The organism is Thermobifida fusca NBRC 14071 = JCM 3263 (genome assembly GCF_001592045.1).
Taxonomy (GTDB): domain Bacteria; phylum Actinomycetota; class Actinomycetes; order Streptosporangiales; family Streptosporangiaceae; genus Thermobifida; species Thermobifida fusca.
Window position 1 is genome coordinate 93921 of the sequence record NZ_BCWB01000034.1, and the last position, 19432, is coordinate 113352.

18 protein-coding genes and 6 tRNA genes are annotated in these 19432 nt (G+C 68.4%); 7 read left to right on the forward strand and 17 right to left on the reverse strand.

What is annotated here, in order from left to right:
- Positions 1-410: 410 nt before the first annotated feature.
- A complete protein-coding gene (locus TF1_RS07680; protein WP_011292552.1) occupies positions 411-1307 on the reverse strand; it encodes a sugar kinase in 897 nt (298 codons plus the stop codon).
- Positions 1308-1501: 194 nt separating this feature from the next.
- Between TF1_RS07680 and TF1_RS07685 the strand changes: the two genes are divergently transcribed.
- From TF1_RS07685 to TF1_RS07700, 4 genes are all read left to right on the forward strand, one after another.
- Positions 1502-4225: a bifunctional acetate--CoA ligase family protein/GNAT family N-acetyltransferase gene (locus tag TF1_RS07685; RefSeq protein ID WP_016188982.1), complete on the forward strand. Its 2724-nt coding sequence runs from the start codon at positions 1502-1504 to the stop codon at positions 4223-4225.
- A 345-nt stretch (positions 4226-4570) separates the two neighbouring features.
- Positions 4571-5146: a DUF5998 family protein gene (locus TF1_RS07690; protein WP_016188981.1), complete on the forward strand. Its 576-nt coding sequence runs from the start codon at positions 4571-4573 to the stop codon at positions 5144-5146.
- Positions 5143-6318, forward strand: a complete 1176-nt coding sequence (locus tag TF1_RS07695; RefSeq protein WP_061783779.1) for an alkaline phosphatase family protein — start codon at positions 5143-5145, stop codon at positions 6316-6318. The genes TF1_RS07690 and TF1_RS07695 overlap by 4 nt, the downstream gene beginning before the upstream one ends.
- 33 nt (positions 6319-6351) lie before the next feature.
- Positions 6352-7005, forward strand: a complete 654-nt coding sequence (locus TF1_RS07700; protein ID WP_016188980.1) for an MBL fold metallo-hydrolase — start codon at positions 6352-6354, stop codon at positions 7003-7005.
- Positions 7006-7015: 10 nt separating this feature from the next.
- Here the strand turns inward: TF1_RS07700 and TF1_RS07705 are convergent, their stop codons facing one another.
- The 4 genes from TF1_RS07705 to TF1_RS07720 form a co-directional block, all read right to left on the reverse strand.
- Positions 7016-7513, reverse strand: coding sequence for a DUF5709 domain-containing protein (locus tag TF1_RS07705; protein WP_011292547.1), 498 nt, complete (start codon positions 7511-7513; stop codon positions 7016-7018).
- Positions 7514-7579: 66 nt separating this feature from the next.
- Entirely contained in the window at positions 7580-9835 is a 2256-nt protein-coding gene (locus tag TF1_RS07710; RefSeq protein ID WP_061783780.1) for a CHAT domain-containing protein, read from the reverse strand.
- Positions 9836-10093: 258 nt separating this feature from the next.
- Positions 10094-10519, reverse strand: a complete 426-nt coding sequence (locus TF1_RS07715; protein ID WP_011292545.1) for a hypothetical protein — start codon at positions 10517-10519, stop codon at positions 10094-10096.
- Positions 10516-11088: an RNA polymerase sigma factor gene (locus TF1_RS07720; RefSeq protein WP_016188977.1), complete on the reverse strand. Its 573-nt coding sequence runs from the start codon at positions 11086-11088 to the stop codon at positions 10516-10518. The genes TF1_RS07715 and TF1_RS07720 overlap by 4 nt, the downstream gene beginning before the upstream one ends.
- A 213-nt stretch (positions 11089-11301) precedes the next feature.
- Here TF1_RS07720 and TF1_RS07725 point away from each other — a divergent pair, with 213 nt between their 5' ends.
- A complete protein-coding gene (locus TF1_RS07725) occupies positions 11302-11796 on the forward strand; it encodes a DUF3145 domain-containing protein (RefSeq protein ID WP_038043957.1) in 495 nt (164 codons plus the stop codon).
- 13 nt (positions 11797-11809) lie between these two features.
- Here the strand turns inward: TF1_RS07725 and TF1_RS07730 are convergent, their stop codons facing one another.
- The 7 genes from TF1_RS07730 to TF1_RS07760 all read right to left on the reverse strand — a co-directional run bounded on the left by TF1_RS07730 (position 11810) and on the right by TF1_RS07760 (position 15054).
- Complete coding sequence (locus TF1_RS07730; protein ID WP_011292542.1) at positions 11810-12295, reverse strand: DUF1707 SHOCT-like domain-containing protein; 486 nt, start codon at positions 12293-12295, stop codon at positions 11810-11812.
- Positions 12296-12433: 138 nt separating this feature from the next.
- Positions 12434-12877 (reverse strand): DUF1707 SHOCT-like domain-containing protein, encoded by a 444-nt coding sequence (locus tag TF1_RS07735; protein ID WP_011292541.1) that lies wholly within the window; start codon positions 12875-12877, stop codon positions 12434-12436.
- A 164-nt stretch (positions 12878-13041) separates the two neighbouring features.
- The gene (locus TF1_RS07740) at positions 13042-13674 is read right to left on the reverse strand and encodes an HAD family hydrolase (RefSeq protein WP_061783781.1); all 633 of its coding nucleotides are present in this window, start codon (positions 13672-13674) and stop codon (positions 13042-13044) included.
- Between the two features lie 106 nt (positions 13675-13780).
- Positions 13781-14317 (reverse strand): YbhB/YbcL family Raf kinase inhibitor-like protein, encoded by a 537-nt coding sequence (locus tag TF1_RS07745; RefSeq protein ID WP_011292539.1) that lies wholly within the window; start codon positions 14315-14317, stop codon positions 13781-13783.
- Between the two features lie 461 nt (positions 14318-14778).
- Positions 14779-14853, reverse strand: a tRNA-Val gene (locus TF1_RS07750).
- A gap of 17 nt (positions 14854-14870) precedes the next feature.
- Positions 14871-14941 (reverse strand) — tRNA-Cys (locus tag TF1_RS07755).
- A 40-nt stretch (positions 14942-14981) separates the two neighbouring features.
- A tRNA-Gly gene (locus TF1_RS07760) sits at positions 14982-15054 on the reverse strand.
- A 165-nt stretch (positions 15055-15219) separates the two neighbouring features.
- On the opposite strand from TF1_RS07760, the gene TF1_RS07765 reads away from it, so the two are divergent.
- Positions 15220-16437, forward strand: a complete 1218-nt coding sequence (locus tag TF1_RS07765) for a molybdopterin molybdotransferase MoeA (RefSeq protein ID WP_061783782.1) — start codon at positions 15220-15222, stop codon at positions 16435-16437.
- Between the two features lie 15 nt (positions 16438-16452).
- On the opposite strand, the gene TF1_RS07770 is transcribed toward TF1_RS07765, so the two are convergent.
- The 5 genes from TF1_RS07770 to TF1_RS07790 all read right to left on the reverse strand — a co-directional run bounded on the left by TF1_RS07770 (position 16453) and on the right by TF1_RS07790 (position 18086).
- Positions 16453-16965 (reverse strand): gluconokinase, encoded by a 513-nt coding sequence (locus tag TF1_RS07770; RefSeq protein WP_061783783.1) that lies wholly within the window; start codon positions 16963-16965, stop codon positions 16453-16455.
- Between the two features lie 259 nt (positions 16966-17224).
- Positions 17225-17299: transfer RNA gene (locus TF1_RS07775), tRNA-Val, on the reverse strand.
- 26 nt (positions 17300-17325) lie between these two features.
- Positions 17326-17398, reverse strand: a tRNA-Gly gene (locus TF1_RS07780).
- A 37-nt stretch (positions 17399-17435) separates the two neighbouring features.
- Positions 17436-17508 (reverse strand) — tRNA-Gly (locus TF1_RS07785).
- Between the two features lie 146 nt (positions 17509-17654).
- The gene (locus TF1_RS07790; RefSeq protein WP_011292536.1) at positions 17655-18086 is read right to left on the reverse strand and encodes a roadblock/LC7 domain-containing protein; all 432 of its coding nucleotides are present in this window, start codon (positions 18084-18086) and stop codon (positions 17655-17657) included.
- A 319-nt stretch (positions 18087-18405) separates the two neighbouring features.
- Here TF1_RS07790 and TF1_RS07795 point away from each other — a divergent pair, with 319 nt between their 5' ends.
- Positions 18406-19248: an aminotransferase class IV gene (locus TF1_RS07795; protein WP_011292535.1), complete on the forward strand. Its 843-nt coding sequence runs from the start codon at positions 18406-18408 to the stop codon at positions 19246-19248.
- The last annotated feature ends 184 nt before the right edge of the window (positions 19249-19432 follow it).

The window sequence follows — 19432 nt, forward strand, 5'->3', positions numbered from 1 at the left end:
GACCACCGTGCTGCCCACAGCCGACTGCCAGCCCCGCTCCCGGCTCGCACGCCCCTAGCTTTGCCCTGCCGTCGCAGCCGACACCGAAAAACCGTCGGCCAGGATCCAGGGACTCTACGGGCAGCTCCGCGACAACCCGCACTCAGCACGCCCGGCAGCGCGTCCGCCCCACCTCACGCGACTTGCACGCACCCACCGTGCAGGAGCGGCACACTCCTCTTCCGCGGCACAGCCTGCCACCACGAAAAAGACGACGACCGGCACCCTCCCGCCGCCCGTGCGGCAGCGAAGCGCTCATCCCGGGCAGCACCCACAGCGCTCGCGAACACCCCGCGGCACACCGTATGCGGACCGCGCCCCACCGCGGCCGCGCTCCAACCCCGCCCGCGCTACCGGGCGGCCCTGCACGCTCAGTCGAGCTCCGGACGGGCCCCCGGCTGGAGCAGGGCACGAGCCGCCAACCGCTGCGCGCTGATCAACGCCTCCTTGGGGTGCTTGCCCGCCAGCCACGCCGGCAGGAAACCGGCAATGAACGCATCGCCAGCACCGATCGCTCCCGGCACAGGCTCCACCGGCTCGGCGGGCACGTGCAGCGTGCCTTCCCGAGCCTTCGACGCCCACAGTGCGCCGTCAGCCCCCAGTTTGATCACGATGTTGGGGTACCAGGCGGTCAGCACTTTCGCCGCCGCGTCGGGATCGTCCCGCCCGGTCAGCACCGCCGCCTGCTCCTGGTTGGCGAACAGCAGCCGGACCCCGTTCGTCCACTCCAGGAACGCTTCGGCCCCGACCCGTTCCAACGGGGCGTGCGAACCGCAGTCCACGGAGATGGACATCCCGCTCTCCTGCGCCAGCCGCAACGCCACCCGGCCCGCGCGGCGCGACCCCTCGTTGAGTAGCGTGTACCCCGACAGGTGCAAGTGCCCGTCCGGGCCGAACAGGTCCCGGGGCAGGTCTTCTGGCTGCAATGCGGCGTTGGCGCCCGGATCGCTGAGCATCGTGCGGTCGCCCCGGTGCGTGATCATCACCACGCAGGTACCGGTAGGCCGCTCCGGGTCCATGACCATGCGCGCGTCGATGCCATACCCCATGAGCTCCATCTCACGGGTCCGCCCCGTGATGTCGGAGCCGCGGCGGCCGATCAGCGCAGTGTCGGTGCCCTCGACCGCCAGCCACGCGGCCACGTTCGCCCCGGAGCCGCCCCCGAAGGTGGCCACTGACGCGGGGGTGTCACTGCCGCGGGCAAGCGGGTAGAAGGCCCGAGCGATGGAATCGGTCATGAGGTCGCCGACTACGACTACTCGCGTCATGAGTCTTATCCTTACCGACCGGGTGGCGCACGTGCTTTTCCTACGCGCTTTGAGACGTTAACAGGTTCAGGACACGGCCCGGGTAACGAATCCGCAGGACTTCCCCCGAAGCAGCCGCTGATCCGCGCCCAGAAAACCCGCCTTCCCGGCGATAATCCCCCAAACTGGGGAGGAAGTCGTCTACTCTCACAATCGTGCAGTCATACCCCAAGCACTGGGAAGCGGATGTGGTGCTGACCGACGGCGGCACCGCGCACATCAGGCCGATCACTCCTGACGATGCCACCCTCCTCCAGGAGTTCCACTCTCGGCTCTCCCCTGAGACGATCTACTACCGGTTCTTCGCTCCCTACCCGAAGCTCTCCTCCCGCGACGTCGAGAGGTTCACCAAGGTCGACTACGAAGACCGGGTAGCCCTGATTGCCACGATCAGCGACGCCATGGTCGCGGTGGTCCGCTACGACAAGGTGGGCCAGGACGAGGCCGAGGTCGCCTTCGTCGTCGAAGACGCCCACCAGGGCCGCGGGCTCGCCTCCGTCATGCTGGAGCACATTGCTGCCGCCGCCCGGGAACGCGGCATCCGCCGCTTCATCGCCGACGTCCTGCCGGAGAACCGGCGGATGATCAACGTGTTCCGGGAAGCCGGCTACACCGCGCAGCAGACCTTCGACGAAGGCGTCATCCGCCTCACCCTCGACCTCGAACCCACCGAGGTCTCCTTGGAAGTCATGCGCGCCCGCGAACAGCGCGCCGAGTCGCGTTCCATCGCCCGCCTGCTGTTCCCCAAGTCCGTCGCGGTGATCGGTGCCAGCCGCACCGCGCACACCATCGGCCAGACCGCGCTGCGCAACCTCCTCAACGGGGACTTCCGGGGACCGGTCTTCCCCGTGCACCCCGAAGCCACAGCGGTTGCGGGGGTCAAGGCATACCCCAGTGTCCTCGACATCCCCGACCCGGTCGACCTCGCCATTGTCGCGGTCCGCGCCGACATGGTCGCGGACGTGGTCGACCAGTGCGCCCGCAAAGGCGTCCACGGACTTGTCGTGGTCAGCTCCGGGTTCGGCGAGACCGGGCCCGAAGGCAAGAAACGGCAGGACGAACTGGTCCGGGCCGCCCGCGCCGCCGGTATGCGTGTCGTGGGCCCCAACTGCCTGGGGGTAGCCAATACCGACCCGAAGGTCTCCCTCAACGCTACGCTCTCCCCCAACCTGCCCCCACGGGGCCGGATCGGCTTCTTCTCCCAGTCCGGTGCCCTGGGCCGGGCCATCCTGGAACGGGTCGCCCAGCGGGGCCTGGGCTTGTCCACCTTCGTGTCCGCGGGCAACCGCGCGGACGTCTCCGGCAACGACCTGCTGCAGTACTGGGAAGAAGACCCGGCCACCGAAGTCGTCCTGCAGTACCTGGAGTCCTTGGGTAACCCCCGCAAGTTCACCCGCCTGGCGCGCCGCCTGGCCCGCCGGAAGCCCGTAGTCGTCGTCCGCAGCGGCGGCTCCGTCCGCGGCGTGCCGCGAGGACACGCCGCAGGCACCCTCTCCCTGCCCGACTACGCGGTGACCTCCCTATTCGAACAGTCCGGCGTGGTCCGGGTCGAGGACATCACCCAGATGTTCGACGTCGCGCAACTGTTCGCCTACCAGCCGCTGCCGAAAGGCCCCCGGGTCGGCATCATCGGCAACTCCGCGGCCTTGGAGCTGCTGGTCAAGGACGCCTGTGTCCGTGCCGGACTGCACCCCCTCGAACCCGTAGACCTCGGCCCCAACGCCACCGAGCGCGACTTCGCGGAAGCGCTGGACGCGGCCCTCGCCGACGACGGAGTGCACTCCCTGGTCGTGGTCTTCATCCCGGCCCTGGCCCCCATCTCCAGCGGCGTGGCCGAAGTCATGCGAGAGCGCTCGGCGCGGGCCACGAAACCCATCGTCACCGCCTACCTGGGCCATCAGGGTGTTCCGGAAGAGCTCCGCCTGGTCGGGGAAGGCGGGGAGACCCTCCGCGGCTCTGTGCCCTCCTACCCGGCCCCGGAAGACGCGGTCCGCGCCCTGGCACACGCCACCCGCTACGCCCTGTGGCGGCAGCGCTCCCACGGACGCCACCCCGAGCTCGCCGACATCGACACGGCCCGGGCCCGTGCCGTGATCACCCGTTCCCTCGCCGAAGCGAAAAAAGCCGGCACCGCCGACCACTCGGTCTGGTTCACGAGCGAACCCGTGCTCAGCGACGAAGGAGCGCTCCCCCCGGAGACCGCCCGGGAACTGCTCGGCTGCTATGGCATCCCTGTCGAGCCGTACATTCCGGTGCACTCCGCAGACGAGGCAGCCGCCGCAGCGGAACAGCTCGGCTATCCGGTCGTAGTCAAAGCCAACTCCCCGGACCTGCGGCTCCGCGCCGGCGGACGCGGTATCCGCCTGGAGCTGCTCTCCGCCGAGGACGTGCGCACTTCCTTCACGTCGCTCCACGAACGGCTCGGCGACGAGGCGATGCTCGTCGTGCAGCGGATGGTCACCCCCGGCGTGCCCACGCTCATCCGCGCGGGAGAAAACCCCTCCTTCGGCCCGGTGATCGCTTTCGGGCTCGCCGATGTCACCGCCGAACTCCTCGACGACCGCGCCTACCGGCTCGCGCCGCTCACCGACGCCGAGGCCGCCGACCTGGTCCGCGCGGTCCGCTCCTCCCCGCTGCTGTTCGGCCTGCCCGCGGGCACCTCGTCACTCGCCGACCAGCCCGACGTGGAAGCCTTGGAAGAGGTGCTGGTCCGCGTCTCCCGCATGGTTGATGCGCTCCCCGACGTCGCCTACGTCGAACTCGACCCGGTCATCGTCAACTCCACCGGAGCCCACGTCATGGGGGCGCGAGTGTGGCTGCGGGAAGCCCCCGAGGTGCGGCCCGACTCTGGACCGCGGCGCCTGCGCGTGCCGTTTTAACCCGGGACGCGTCCCGCTCCAGTGGCTGGGGCCGCCGATCAGGCTCAGGCGTCGGCGGGGGACGCTCCGGAGGAATCGGCCCTGGCGCTGGCGGTTCCGGGACCGGCATGGGCGGCTCCGGAGGGACCGGGGCAGGCGGAGGAGGCTCCGGCTCCGGCGGCACCGGTACTGGGCGTCGAGGCGTCGGGCGCGGCCGGTCAGGCACAGCAAGAACCACACCGTCCATACCGGGCCACTGCCCCGCGCGCTCCCTGGTACACACCTGCGACATCAGCCACGACAGAGGCCGAGGTGCATGTGGTCAGTTCGAGAGGGCAGGATGGACACATGAGGAAAACGCGTGCAGTGTCCACTGACTGGCGCCTGGAGATCGAGCGCAGCGGCTACTACCCCGCGCTCGTGATCGACGCTGTGGCCAGCGCCCTCGGCAGTGAGACTGCTGAAGCTTTCGTGGTCCACCACGAGGCCACCTTCGACCCGGGGATGGAGGTGCGGCGGCACATCAGCGTGCTGCTGCTCACCCCCACGCGGCTCGTCGTCTGCCACACCGATGAGCATCCCCCGGTCGATGCCAACGGCCGACCGCACGCCTCCACCACGACCGAATCGGTGCGGCTGGACAGTATCCAGTCCGTGGCGCTCACCCGTGTCGTCCCCGACCCCGCGGCATACGTGCCCGGCACCCTGCCCAGCGAGGCCGTGCTCAGCATCAACCTTGCCGTGAACTGGGGGTCGATCGCGCGCATCGACCTGGAACCGGCCGCGTGCGCCGACGAATCCTGCGAGCTTGACCACGGATACACCGGGGGGATCACCGCGGAACCGCTGACCCTGCGGGTCAGCCAGGCCGCCGACGGCCCAGAGGCGGTCGCCAACCTGCTGGCGTTCAGCCAGGCGCTCTCGGAGGCTGTTGCTCGATGACCGCCCGTCCCGCGGCCGAGACACCGCTGACCGTGCCCAGGTACGGTACGGCTTCCCTGGCCGACCTCGGCCCTTCCCTCCTCGCCTCCTTGGGCGTGGCGGGGGAACCCAACGTGCTCGGCCTGCCTGAGGCCCGCCGCGCCTGCGTCCTCATGGTCGACGGCCTGGGCTGGCGGGCCCTGCTCGCCCACCGTGACCGCGCCCCCTTCCTGGCGTCGCTCGCCGAGGGGTGCGCACCCATCACCGCCGGATTCCCCAGCACGACCGCAACCTCCCTCACCACGGTGGGCACCGGGACTGTCCCCGGCAGCCACGGGGTCATCGGCTACCAGGTGGCGCTGCCGGGAACCGACACGGTCTTCAACCACCTGCGGTGGACAGCGAACGTCAACCCCCTGGTCTGGCAGCCGCGCCGCACCGTCTACGAGAGGGCAGAAGCGGCCGGGGTGACCACCGCCTACATTGCCGACTCGGCCTACCAGGGCGGCAACTTCACTCGGGCGTCCGCCCGGGGCAGCCGCTACGTCCCCGCCAACACCACCACCGAACTCGTCGTCCACGCCGCAGCCGCCCTCACCGCCGCCGACCGCGCCTACCTGTTCGTCTACCACTCCGAGCTCGACATGCTCGGCCACATGCACGGTGTCGGCTCCCCCTACTGGCAGCACCACCTCGCCGAGGTGGACCGGCTCGCGGAACAGCTCGCCACGGTCCTTCCCGAGGACGCGTTCCTCTACATCACCGCCGACCACGGCATGGTCGACACGGACGAGCAGAGCCGTATCGACGTGGCGAGCGACCCGGACCTCACCGAAGGAGTCCGGGTGGTCGCCGGGGAACCCCGGGCCCGCCAGGTGTACACCCGGTCGGGCGCAGCCGCCGACGTCCTCGCTGCATGGCGGGAACGGCTCGCCGGAGTCGCCACCGTGGTCAGCCGCGCAGAAGCCGTCGACGCGGGCTGGTTCGGGCCTCCGGACGAAGTCAATCCCGGCATCCTGGATCGGGTCGGCGACGTGGTGGCCGCCGCCCACGGCACTACCGCGCTGATCGCACCCCACCGGGAGCACACCGAGTCGCGGCTCGTCGGTCACCACGGGTCTTTGACCCCGCACGAAATGGAAGTGCCGCTGTTGCGCAGCGGCCCCCTGCGGAGGTTAGGGGCCTTCCGCTGAGCGCTCCGGGCACGGCCGCGGCACAATGAGAGTGTGTCGTATACCGGAAACACGCATGTCGGGGGCCCTGCCGACGTGCGGCAGCTCCCTGAACTCACCATCAGCAAGATCGCGGTCGGCCCGATGGACAACAACGCTTACCTCCTGCGCTGTGTGCGGACCGGGGAAGCGGTCCTCATCGACGCCGCTGCCGAAGCCGACCGCCTGCTCGAACTTATCGGCGACAACGGCCTGGCCAGGGTGATCACCACCCACCGCCACCGGGACCACTGGGGCGCTCTCGCCGACGTGGTCGGGGCCACCGGTGCGCGGACTGTCGCCCACCCCGCGGACGCGCCGGAACTTCCCGTATCCACCGACGAACTCGTGGAACACGGTGACACGATCCCCGTGGGATCCTGCACCCTCTCCGTGATCCACCTGCGGGGACACACTCCCGGCTCTATCGCGCTGCGTTACGACGACCCCGCTGGGCACACTCACCTGTTCACCGGGGACAGCCTCTTTCCCGGCGGGGTCGGAAAAACCTGGAGCGACGCGGATTTCCGCAGCCTGATCACTGACGTGGAGACCCGCATCTTCGACCAGATGGACGACGACACGTGGGTCTACCCGGGGCATGGCCGCGACACCACGTTGGGTGCGGAACGCCCCAGCCTGCCCGAGTGGCACCGCCGCGGCTGGTAGCGACCGCACCTCACGGCTCTTCGCGTTCCCGGACGGCGCGCTCCTCAGGAGCGAGCCCGCCCCGGTCCAGACCGACGTCCTCAGCGGTAGCTTCAGCCTCCAGGTCGGGGCGTACCCCCTCGTCTTCGGCGACGAGCCGTCCCGCCGAGGGGGACGCCTCGGCCATTCCTTCGGTTTCCAGCATCTCCTCTCGCTCCCAGACCTCGGGTTCCTCCCGGGAGAGCGCCGTATCCAACGGCTCCCCGGCTTCCTTGTCGGTGCCGGTGGTACCGAATTCGTCCATGGCGATGGGACGCTCACTGGGCAGGATCGTGTCTTCGGTGGTGTCCGCCAGCGCAGGCTGGCCGGCGTCCTCGTAGTCGGAGTCCAACGCGTGGATGGGGTCTTCCGGCCGACCGTGGCGGGTCTCCTCCGTCGACGGTGTGATCGTTTCCTCCACCACCGCGTCCTCATCGAGGTCGTCCAGTAGCACCGGGTCTGTACTGCGACGATTACGTATCTCAGCCATATTCGACCTCTACCCCCGACCCGTCGATCATTCCTGGCTGGGAGCAGTTCCCAGACCGTGGGAAGCTCACCCTGCGCCGAAGCACACGAAACCCAGGTGGGCCAGGTGTTCGGCGACGACGGTCGCGGGCGGGACACCGGAGCGGAGCGCCTGGTGCGCCCGCACCATCGCGGCAGCGGCCTGCACGTCGGGCACTCTGAGCACGCTCGCTACCACCGTGGCGCTGCCGCGGGCCAGCAAAGAGGCGGCGATTCCGAGAGGAAATCCTGAGGGGACAGCGGGCATGGGACGGCCCGTGGTACAGGACGAGAGCACGACCAGGGCGGGAAGGTGCTGCACCCGTTCCACGTCGTAGGCGAGCAGCGGGCCGTCCGCAAGCACGAGGCCTGCGCACATCGGAGCCCCGTTCCGGGCGAACCCGTGGGCGCTGAAATGGGCCAAGTCGGCGCGGGCCAGACCGCGCAGCACAGTTCGAGACCGGGCTTTGGCCCCCACGAGTATCCGTGACCGAGGGTACAACCGGGCTATCGCACGCACCTCGGCTTCCGCGTCTTCTGGCCCGGGCCCTGCCACCAGCAGGGCCCGGGGAGGCTGCCGGGAGTGCAGTGCCCGCTGCCGGCAGCGCAGCCAGACCTGGCCCGACGGCACCACGCTGATGGGACGTCCGCGAAGCGCGGGCAGGAGTCCCCAAGGCAGAACCTGGGTGTAGGCACCTGGCGCGATCACCATTTCGCGGTCTCCGATAGCCGCAGCGATCGGCTCGAAGAGGAGACGCTGCACTTCCTCGGCTCGTCTGGCCAGGAGCCGGGCCGTGGTTGGACCGGGAGAGAATACGTGCTGGGCCGCCAGATGCTCGAAATGGGTGACGGCGTCTTTGATGGTGGACCCGGCCGCCAGTTCATGCAGCCGAACCGTGCCGTCGACCACGGTGAGTGCAGCCGGAGCCTGGTCCAGGTCGGAGTAGTGCACGAGGGCCCGGGAACCGAGCCCGGTGGACAGGGCTTCCCACGGGTCTTCCCAGCCCTGCCCCGAAGACGCGTCCCGGGGACGGCAGCAGGGATGCCACTGGTCCACCGCCATCTCTACTTCAAGCTCGTGCAGCTTGTAGCGGGCCGTGGAGACTCCCCGCCACGCCTCGGCGAACGTAGCGCGGTATCGGTCGAGGAGGGCTGCCCAGCGCTGGTTGCGGCACGTGTGCGGACCGAGGTCGATCGTCCTGGCCTGCTCCAGCCGGCGGAGCGCCGCCTTGGCCGCCCCGGACTGCAGTGCAGCCGTGGCGTGGTGCAGGGCCTGTGCCGTCCGGAGGGGAGTGGCGTGAGCGGCCACCTCCAAGTGCGGGGTGGCCGGGGGAGGGGGCACGGCGCGCGGCGCGGGCAGACTGCCGCCCCGCGTCTCGGTGATCTGCTCGGCGGCCCGGAGCCATGCCGACTCGGCACCGAAGAGCCGTTCCAGGAGGTCGACGGTGGCCGCGACCTTCACGTGCGCGCGGGATGCCACGGCGATTTTCAGGGACAGCAGCTCGGCGAGCGCCCGGTCGGCTCCGCAGCCGCGGATTTTTCCGAGGGAGAGGTTGAGCTGCCACGCCTCCCGGACCATGCCGGCGTCGGCGAGGGCGTGCGCGCGCTCCAACACGAGCGCGGGGTACCGGGTGGGGGTCTGCAGCAGGGGGGCAGCCTGCGCGAAGCGTGCCATGGCCAGGCCGGTGTCGCCCTGGCGGGCCGCCAGACAGCCCAGGTTCTGGGTGATCATGGCGCTCAACCGGGGCAGGGAGTACTGCTCGGCTAGCGCAAGCCCGTGGAGCAGAGTCTCTTCTGCTTCCGTCAGCCGTCCAGCACGGATGAGGGCCAGACCGCGGCTGCACAGCAGGCCGGGGAGGAGGCGCGGGTCGGAGGCAGTGCGGAGCGCAGGCTCGGCCGCCGTGAAGGCGGCGAGGGCGTCATCGAAGCGGCCGCTGTGGTAGGCAGCCACCCCTTGGGCGAGAAACCAGAGGGCCGAGCTGGTGGAGGCAGTGGCAACGGGGATGCGTGGGCTGGGGCCAGGGTAGCGAGACAGCGCTCCGGTCCAGGAGGCGCGCGCCAGCAAGGCCTCCTCAGCCAGGTTGGCCTGGACGGCGACGCGGACCGCTTCGGTCAGCCGTTTCCGTGCCTCGGTGAAGGAGCCCAGTTCGTAGACGGCAAGGCCGCTGATCCGTAAGGCCAGGGACCGGATCCGAGGGTCGGTGGAACTGCCGAGCAGCCGTTGCGCGCGGCGCAGTGCTGCAGCGGGGTCGCGGGCTACAAGGGAGACGGGAAGCCGGCTCATGAGCCGGTGCGGGTCCGCCATACCAGATCGCCTTCCGTGGGGGACTCGGTCGGAAGAACAGCAAAAAAGACGAATGACGGCATTGAAAGAAAGATGATTCGAAGTGTGCTTACCGCGTCGAAAAACGACACATTAAGTCATAGCATCCCGCGGCAAAAAAGACGAGTGGAATGGCGCAACATCCCTTTTTGTGAGATTGGGGATTATTTTCAGTAAATGGAGGATTAGCGATTGGTGGGGTGGTGCGGGTGATTTGTGGGATGTGGGGGAATTGGTGGATTACAGGATCGTCCACGGCGTCATGAGGTATGGCCCGGCAGAGTCGGCGGGGGAATAAACGAGGCTGACGGGGCCGCGGGGAAGGGAACGCACGATGAAGGCGCCGCTCGGGTCAGTGGCGTGGGACGAGACTTCCCCGGCGTGCCGGAGCTCGACGACGAAGGAAAGGGCGGGGATGAATTGACCTGCCAGGTCACAGACCGCGCCGTACGCCGTGACCTGCAGGTGCAGCTCGATCCCTTCAGCGGAGAACGTGAGGAGCCGCGGCCCGGACTCCGGCACGCACCGCAACCCCGGTGCCGGGTCTGTTGCGGAGTCCGCCACTAACGTGGTGAAGCGCGCTTCGGGACGGCGCAACCGGTAGGCCGCCCGGGCCGCGGCAAGCACATGGTCGGGCGGCCGCTCCTCATCGGGAGTGCCGGTCAACAGTCCTCCTCTCCTTGTCTGAGCAACCGGAACAGCCGGCGCCGCGCCCGGCGTCGGGCCCGGTGCAACTCCGGTACGGTCACCCCTGCCAGTCGGGCTGCCTCGGTCGGGGGCAGGCCAGGACGGTAGACGTCCACGTGAGCCACCTCGCGTTCTGGGGAGTCCAGTTGGTTCAGGGCGGAACGCACCCGAGCCACGTCCTCAGCCACCAGGCTGAGCGACTCGGGTGTCCGGTGATCGGGACTGTCGAGATCTTCAGCGGGAAAAATCTGCACTTTGCCGTGAATGCGCAGGTGGCGGCGGCATTCATTGTGGGTTACCGTCGCCAGCCACGCCCCAATCCGTTCTGGTGTGCGCAGCCGGGTGAGGTACTCGGCCAGATTGCACAGCACGGTTTGCGTGATGTCTTGCGCGTCGTGGAAGAGAAGAGGATAGGAACGCGTGATCTTCCAGACCAATCCTGAGTACCGGTCGAGGAGGGCGTTCCACGCAGCTTCGTCGTTGTCTGCGGCACGCCGGACCAGTTCCTTGACACAGGCGGCCTTATAGGTCTGGCCACTCAAGGGCACCCCCAGTAAAATCACACACCCGGCTACGCCTGGAGTAACACGGTAACCATCAGGCCCGCGGTACGGGGACCTTTTGGCATTTTTGGTCTTCTCAACCTGGTGCTGCTGAGGTGCATGGGACACAATGAAGAGAGGAGAGGACCTAGAAACGGACATCTCCTCTGGAAGTACGAGGGCGTCGGGGAAGCGCACTCGTCCGTATCAGGAGGTTCGGTGTCCGCACGTGGCGTCCTATATGTCCACTCTGCGCCCGCGGCGCTGTGTCCCCACGTCGAGTGGGCGGTCGCGGGTGTAGTCGGCGTGCCCGTGAAACTGGATTGGGAACCGCAGCCAGCGGCTCCCAACACGTATCGAGCAGAACTGAACTGGCAGGGAGCACCGGGGCTGTCCGCAGCGATCGCCTCGGCGCTGCGCGGCTGGCAGCGGCTGCGCTACGAGATCACCGAAGATGCCACTCCCGGCTGTGACGGGGTGCGTTACAGCTACACGCCCACGCTCGGTTTCTTCAGCGCGGTGACCAGTGCCTCCGGTGAGGTACTGGTGTCAGAGGCGCGCCTGCGCGACGCTATGGAGCGGGCCGCCGCCCAAGGACTTGATCTCGCTGAGGAAATCGACAAACTCCTTGGCCGTGCGTGGGACGAGGAGCTCGAACCGTTCCGCTACGCGGGCGAAGGAGCCCCGGTCCGGTGGCTGCACGCTACCGGATGATCGGCGCGCAGAATCAGGCCTTTGTGTGCGGGCCGGAATGGTCCCCAGGGGTGTCCTTATCCGATCGTGCGGATCCGCTCAGGGCGTTGGCCGCGGTGATGACGAACACGATCCCCAGTGGCCACCCTGGCCAGAAATACAGCAGTTCCCCGGCCATGATGCTGGTCACCAGCCAGATTCCGCCCAAGATGACGGCGAGGCTGGCAAACCCGCGCCACGGTTCGAGAAAGTCGCGCCACCTGCGGGCAGGGGCGTGCGCGCGGCCCACCGCAGCCAGGTCGACGGGGGCGCGTGCAGAACCGGGAGCGGGAGGAAGGTCCGCGGTCAACGGGGCGAGCTCCCCCAGGGTCGTCGCGCTCATGGCAGCGGCGAGCCGCTTGTCGTATTCAGCCAGGTCCAATCGGCCTTCCACCAGTGCCTGAGCCAGTTGCTCCGCGGTGGCGTCCCGGTCCGCATCCGATGCGCGGATCCGCTCTTCTGGAAGGTGTTCGCCAGCCATATCCGCCCTCATTTCTGTGGAAAGAACCGGGGAGTTGCGAAGCGCGGCTCCTGGGCGCCCGAGCAGGGGTCGCGACGACCGAGTCCTGCGGGGCGGACTCCCCAAGCGCAGCCGAGCCTCCCCTACATCAGACGGTGGTCAGCGGCGGCGGGATCCGTCGTTATGGGGCCAAATTGCCGCGGCAAGCAGGATAGCCGCCCAGATGCCGAGCGGAATCAGCGGCCAGAACGGCAGCAGACTGCCGGCAAGGAGACTCGTGACCCCCCAGATACTGCTCATGATGATCGCGCCGCCCAGCCACCACCGCCACTCGTCGATCCACTCTTTCCACGCCGAGGAGGGGATGCGTTCCCGGGACCGGGCGGGAACCGCCTCGGTGCGCTTCGGCTCCGGAAGGTCCGCAACGAGCGGCAGCAAGTCCCCGATGACGACAGCGTTCATCGCCCGGGTGAGCCGGTGGTGGTATTCGTCCAGATCGAGACGGCCCTCAGTCAACGCGATCGCGAGACGTTCCGCGACGGCGTCCCGGTCGGCGTCCGAGGCGCGCATCCGCTTGGGAGGAACACGGTCTTCGTCCTGCATCCCCTTTTCCCCTTCGCGTGACCGACGGGGTTTCCATCACGATACGTCGGGATGGCCCCAGAGAACAGCAGCCGACACCCGCGTTGCCGCAGGGAAGGGAGGGACCGTGGAGGGGAGGAGACCCGAAGAAATAACGCGGGAAGGCGCGCCCATGAATGGTGGGATCACCCCAGTGAGAGCTGCTGGAGGAGTGCGGCAAGCCCGGCAGCCCCGGTGTAGTGGTGCACACGGATCCCCAATGCCGCGGCGGCACGGATATTCGCCTCCCGGTCGTCAATGAAGAGGGTCTCGTGCGGGTCGGCGCCAAGCTCGCGCAGCACATGTTCATACACCCGGGAATCGGGTTTGCATAATCCGATCTCACAACTGAAAAACAGCGCGTCAAAGCCGCACAGCAGCGGGGAGAAACGCAGCGGAGCGGCGAGGTCGTGCGGGGCGTTGGACAGTAACGCCACCCGGAGCGGACTGGCGGTGAGCCGAGCGGCCAGTGCAGCGGCCTCAGGTTCGGGCACCAGCCAGCCGCCCATGTCGGTGGCCCACAGCTCCTGCCGGACCGCGGGATCCCACGAGATGTTGAGCCGGGCGCCAACCCGGTCCCAGTACTCCCGAGAGTCGAGTCCGGCATCGTAGGCGCGCCGCTCATGCCAGTAGGCGTCCCAGAACTGTTCGGCGGGCACGCCGCTCAGCGCTACCAACCGGAAACGGGACTCAGGCGGCGGCACCGAGAGGACTTCGCCGTAGTCGAAGACCACCGTGGTGATGGGGGAGGGGGAGTCCTGGAGTGGGCGAGAGGTCACCGCGTCTCCTCCACGATTCGCTGGGGGACGGCAGACCCTTCGACCCTATCCGTTCCCGGACATCGGAAGCGGGCCGCTCCGAGGAGCGGCCCGAGCCCTTTCCCGGTTAGGGCACCTCGTAGGTGGGCACGATCATGCCTCGCGCCAAGGTGTGGAAGAACAGGTTGAAGCCGAGCACCGCTGGAGTGGTGGAATCGTCGAGACCGAGGCTTTCTACGTCCACGGCGTGCACGACGAAGAAGTAGCGGTGGGGGCCGTGCCCCGAGGGCGGGGCCGCGCCCACGTATCCCTTGGTTCCGGCGTCGTTGCGGAGCATGACCGCGCCCGGGGGCAGGCCCTTGCCGCCTTCAGCGCCCGCCCCGGCGGCAAGCTCGGTGACCCCGGCGGGGATGTCGCATACGGCCCAGTGCCAGAATCCGCTGGCCGTGGGCGCGTCGGGGTCGAAGCACGTTACCGCGAAGCTCCGCGTCCCCTCCGGGAACCCGCTCCACGCCAAGTGGGGGGAGACGTCCTCGCCGCCGGCCCCCATCACCCCGCTGACCTGAGGTTGAGGCAGAGGCTGGCCGTCGGAGATGTCCTTGCTGGTGACGGTGAAGGTGGGAACCTGCGGCAGGAAGTCGTACGGAGACGGCGGTCGAGCCATGAAGAACCTCCCGAACAGTCGTTCTGCGGGCGTCTGCCCCTCTACCCAGGCCAGTATGGTCGGACCGCACGCGGTCGTCCGGGTTTCCCGCGCGTCTTGCCGTGCAGTCCGCGGAAAACCGGGGCTGGGAGAGCGCTGCCGTCCCCCGAGGAGCGTTGATCACAGCAGCAGGCACTGCCGTGACCAGGGACAACGCTCCCGCCTCGCAGGGGAAGTGAAATAGATCACTTTTAGGGGTGTGGTTTCGGTCAAAGGAGGCCAGCTACCGGGGCAGCCGTGTGCGTGGGAACCGGGGCCCTTGCCGAGACCGGGACCAGGGCTGCCCGGAGGACGGACGGGGTTGCCGGGGAGTGCTCAGAAGAACCGGAAAAGGGCTGGTCGCCCCGGACAACCCAGGAGAAAGCCGGGAAAACATAATCGGCCCGCTTTCCGTCAAAAGCAGGCCGATCATCCAGAGTCACTGGTGGGCGATACTGGGATCGAACCAGTGACCTCTACCGTGTCAAGGTAGCGCTCTTCCACTGAGCTAATCGCCCCGGTACCCGGGAATCAGAGGTGGAGACGGGATTTGAACCCGTGTGGACGGCTTTGCAGGCCGCTGCCTCGCCTCTCGGCCACTCCACCGGATGAAAAGACGGTGGGGAAACCCGCACCGTCAAATCCGAGCGGACGACGGGATTCGAACCCGCGACCCTCACCTTGGCAAGGTGATGCTCTACCAACTGAGCCACGTCCGCATGCCGTTTGATGCCGGGCCTCTGCTCAGCCCTGACATCCACGTGCACTAAGAACTGTAGCGGAATCTCGCGGGACAGCAAATCGAATACGTCTCGGATGTCTCCGCCAGGCCCTTCGGTTACCGGACCCAGCGGCCATCAGCGGGGAAGGGATATAAGGGAGACGTGCAACGTCACAGTGACCTCCCGACAGCCCGGAAGACCCCGCGGTCCGGCCTGCCCTGGCCAGACGCCCGGGAAGCCGCTCGACGTCTGGGCCGGCGCTGCGGTCCCGGCCAACTCCGCTGGGAGACGCTGACGGAGGCGTTGGGCGGAGTACTCGCGGACGAACTCCAGGCTCGGATCGCTGCTCCCCCCTACGACGCGGCCGCGATGGACGGCTACGCGGTCTGCGGCCCTGGACCGTGGACCCTGCACGGCCGGGTACTGGCTGGCCAGGAGCACGACTTGGTGCTCTCCCCCGGGCAGGCGGTGGAGGTCGCGACCGGGGCCCGCGTGCCGGAGGGAACCACCGCGGTACTTCCCTACGAGCACGCCCGGCGCAACGCGGATGTGCTCGCCGGCGATATCGCGCCTGGACGCCACGTGCGGCGCCGCGGTGAGGAAACCCCCGAAGGGGCGGTTGTGCTTCCCGCTGGCACCGTCATCACCCCTGCCGTGCTCGGCTTGGCGGCGAGCCTGGCCCACGACCGGCTCCCTGTCTACCGGCCTCGCGTGCGTGCCGTGGTCAGCGGCGACGAGCTCGTAGACGAGGGGGTGCCCAGCCCTGGGGCGGTGCGCGACGCTATCGGACCGATGTTGCCCGGACTCGTGGCCGCGGGCGGAGGTGTGCTCACCACGCTCCACCGCATCCCCGACGGACTCGACGCGCTGACGGCCCAGTTGGCCGCGGAGGGAGACGAGTCGGTCCTCGTCGTGTGCGGCGCTTCCTCGGTGGGGCCCGCGGACTATTTGCGGGGCGCGCTCGTGGAGCTGGGCGCCGAGGTCCTCGTGGACGGCGTGCACTGCCGCCCCGGGCATCCGCAGTTGCTCGCCCAGCTCGCTGGAGGACGTCACTCGCGCCGGGTGGTGGTGGGACTGCCCGGCAATCCGGGGGCGGCCCTCGCCGCCTCCCTGACCTTGCTGCTCCCCCTGCTTTGCGCCATGACGGGCCGCGCGGAGACAGCGCCGGGGCGGATCACCCGGTGCCGCCTCGACGGCGAGGTCACCGTCCATGAGCACGACACGCGCCTGGTCGCGGTAGAGGTCCTCGCGGACCGTGCCCGCCCGGTAGGGCACGACCGGCCAGCATCGCTGCGCGGTGCCGCTGCGGCTGACGCTGTGGCAGTGGTCCCGCCCCGCTGGGCCGGGGACGACGTCGAACTGCTCTGGCTGCCGGTCTGAACGTCTCCTGGACTGCTACGCCTGGGCGTTGCGGAGCCCGGTGACGATCCGCACCGCTTCGGCGATGAGGTCCTCAGGGGAAGCGGACACGTCGAGGACGGCACCTGCCTCATCGGGGGCAAGCGGCTCCAATGTGGCGAACTGGGAGTCCAGGAGTTGGGGCGGCATGAAGTGGCTACGCCGCTCCCGGATCCGCTTCCCGATCAGTTCAGCCGAGCCGTGCAAGTGGAGGAAGAACACGCCGGGAGCGCTGCGCCGCAGAAGGTCCCGGTAGGAGCGGCGGAGCGCCGAACACGTCACGACCGAGGAAGTCCCTTCCCGCTCCCGTTCGCTGATCCACGCTGCCAGCGCCTGGAGCCAGGGGAGCCGGTCCTCGTCGGTCAGCGGAATGCCGCGCGCCATCTTGGCGATGTTGGCTTCGGGATGGAAGTCGTCGGCGTCGGCGAACGGGAGTCCCAACTCCTGGGCGACCCCTCGGGCCACCGTGGTCTTGCCGCTCCCCGAGACGCCCATGAAGACATAGTGCATGCCTGCTCCCTTGCTCGACGGCGGCGCGGACACCCACCCGCACCGGCGCGGTTCCGCAGGTTTGCATAGGGGCCGCTGGTGTGCAAGACGCGCAGTTCGGGAGCAAGGGGGCGAGAGGCGCAAGCGGGTGAGGGGCCGGTGTGCTGCCGCGGTGTGCCGGTCCATGCCTGGGCCGTTACGGTCCAGGCCCCGCGCCTCCAGTAGGGCGGGCACGAAAAAAGCTCCCTTGCGGAGAGTAAGGGAGCTTTCTGAGCTGTGCTGGTGGGCGATACTGGGATTGAACCAGTGACCTCTACCGTGTCAAGGTAGCGCTCTCCCACTGAGCTAATCGCCCGAGATCAGGATGCGATCTCTACCGCGAGCGGACGACGGGATTCGAACCCGCGACCCTCACCTTGGCAAGGTGATGCTCTACCAACTGAGCCACGTCCGCGTGGTGCATAAAGCGCCACAGGTGATGTGATGCTTCGAGCGGACGACGGGATTCGAACCCGCGACCCTCACCTTGGCAAGGTGATGCTCTACCAACTGAGCCACGTCCGCGCGGCAGAGACGGTTCCCTGAGGGGGTGTCTCTTGCTGCGTTAAGAACTTTAGCGGATTCCAGCGGTCCTACAAACTCGAACCGAGGAAATCAGCGGGGAGTAGCCGTTCGGCCGGTGCCGGGAGGCCGCCGACCGAACGGGCGGTTCAGCGTTCGGTTGGTGCAGGCGTCAGCGGGATGTCCGGTCGAGGCGGAGCGGAGAGGTACTGGCCGACCCGCTGGATCACCATGTTCATTTCGTAAGCGACCATGCCGACGTCGCATTCAGCATCGGCGAGAACAGCCATGCACGCCCCCTCGCCTGCTGCGGCGACGAAGAGGAACGCCTTGTCCATCTCGATGATGCTCTGCCGCACGTTCCCGGAGTGGAAACGGCGGCTCGCTCCTCCGGCCAGGCTGTGCAACCCAGAGGCGATGGCGGCTAGCTGCTCGGCGTCAGCGCGGTCGAGTTGGCTCGACGAGGCCATCAGCAGACCGTCGGTGGACAGCACAATTGCGTGGTGCGTGCCCTCCGCGCGGGTGAGGAGGTCGTCGAGCAACCAGCTCAGTTCGCCAGAGGCGGTGCTCCGTGAGGTCATGGCTCTCTTGATCTGTGTTGTCGTGGGAATGGAACGGATCGCAGCCGGAGGAGTCCGGCGGTCACTGGCTGCAAGCGGCCAATGGTCTTACGAGCGTTGCCCAGATGATAGCCATTTGTGATGTGTTTGGGGATTCCCTGCGACCAGCACGGTCCAAAAGGGGAAAGGAGGGCCGAAACACCCGCATTGCCTCGCTACGGTACTCCCGTACACGCGCTCCCGGGCCACGTCGGCCGGAGTCGGTCACGCCTCTTGACGAGAGCGCGGGATGCGGTCCGGGCCGAGCGAGCCATGAGACACGAGGGATGGGAGAACGGGCATGAAAATCTGGATCTCCGGAGCCGGGTACGGCTCCGGCCGCGTAGTGGACGCACGTGAAGCACGGCTGCCAGCCCTCGACCATGGCATCACGGTCGGCGACGGGGTCTTTGAGACGGTTAAGGCCGTGGGCGGCCAAGCATTCGCGCTCACCCGGCACCTGCAGCGCCTCGCCCGGTCCGCGCGCGGCCTGGGACTGGGGGAACTCGACCTCGATCACCTCCGCGACGGGGTGCACCAGGCCTTGGCCGCCAACCCGGACACCGATCCCGGACGGGTCCGCATCACTGTGACGGCGGGACTGGGACCGCTGGGCTCGGAGCGGACCGGAGGGGAACTGACCGCCATGGTGGCGGTGGGGCCGTTCGCGCAGCCCGCACCCACGACCGACGTGGTGGTCGTGCCGTGGACTCGCAACGAGAACGGCGCGCTGAGCGGCCTGAAGACGACGTCGTATGCCGAGAACGTGCGCGCACTCGCCTATGCGCGCCAGCGCGGGGCCGGGGAGGCGATCTTCGCCAACACTGTGGGCAACCTGTGCGAAGGCACGGGAAGCAACATCTTCGTCGTCCTCGACGGGCGGCTGGTCACTCCTCCGCTGTCGGCGGGGCCCTTGGCGGGGATCACCCGGGAACTGGTCCTCGAATGGGTGGGCGGTGCGGAAGAAGACATCCCCATGGCGGCGCTCTCCCGGGTCAGCGAGGCGTTTCTGACCTCCACCGGGCGCGACGTGCAGCCGATCCGCGCGATCGACGACCGGGTGCTCCCGGCGGCCCCGGGGCCGGTGACCGCGGAAGCCATGAAGGTGTTCGCGGAGCGGAGCGCAGCCGAGATCGACCCCTGAGAAGGAAACGGGCACAGAGAATCCGGGAGTCCCGGTACTCTCTGTGCCCTACCGCATAGTGGCGGTGTGGTTTAGTGAGTGGGTGGCAGGGGTAATCCCCTGTCGGGAACTTTTCGGATATCCCCGGTCATTGGGCGCGCGAGGGGTCGAGGCGCCCAGACCGGGGCACGCCACCTGCGGGTCT

What these genes read in the sequence shown, in the direction of transcription:
- TF1_RS07705 (WP_011292547.1), bottom strand. Translation starts at nt 7,513, where the DNA reads ATGGCTGAGATACGTAATCGTCGCAGTACAGACCCGGTGCTACTGGAC.
- TF1_RS07735 (WP_011292541.1), bottom strand. Translation starts at nt 12,877, where the DNA reads ATGCAGGACGAAGACCGTGTTCCTCCCAAGCGGATGCGCGCCTCGGAC.
- TF1_RS07730 (WP_011292542.1), bottom strand. Translation starts at nt 12,295, where the DNA reads ATGGCTGGCGAACACCTTCCAGAAGAGCGGATCCGCGCATCGGATGCG.
- TF1_RS07745 (WP_011292539.1), bottom strand. Translation starts at nt 14,317, where the DNA reads ATGGCTCGACCGCCGTCTCCGTACGACTTCCTGCCGCAGGTTCCCACC.
- TF1_RS07680 (WP_011292552.1), bottom strand. Translation starts at nt 1,307, where the DNA reads ATGACGCGAGTAGTCGTAGTCGGCGACCTCATGACCGATTCCATCGCT.
- TF1_RS07770 (WP_061783783.1), bottom strand. Translation starts at nt 16,965, where the DNA reads ATGCACTATGTCTTCATGGGCGTCTCGGGGAGCGGCAAGACCACGGTG.
- TF1_RS07695 (WP_061783779.1), top strand. Translation starts at nt 5,143, where the DNA reads ATGACCGCCCGTCCCGCGGCCGAGACACCGCTGACCGTGCCCAGGTAC.
- TF1_RS07795 (WP_011292535.1), top strand. Translation starts at nt 18,406, where the DNA reads ATGAAAATCTGGATCTCCGGAGCCGGGTACGGCTCCGGCCGCGTAGTG.
- TF1_RS07790 (WP_011292536.1), bottom strand. Translation starts at nt 18,086, where the DNA reads ATGACCTCACGGAGCACCGCCTCTGGCGAACTGAGCTGGTTGCTCGAC.
- TF1_RS07710 (WP_061783780.1), bottom strand. Translation starts at nt 9,835, where the DNA reads ATGGCGGACCCGCACCGGCTCATGAGCCGGCTTCCCGTCTCCCTTGTA.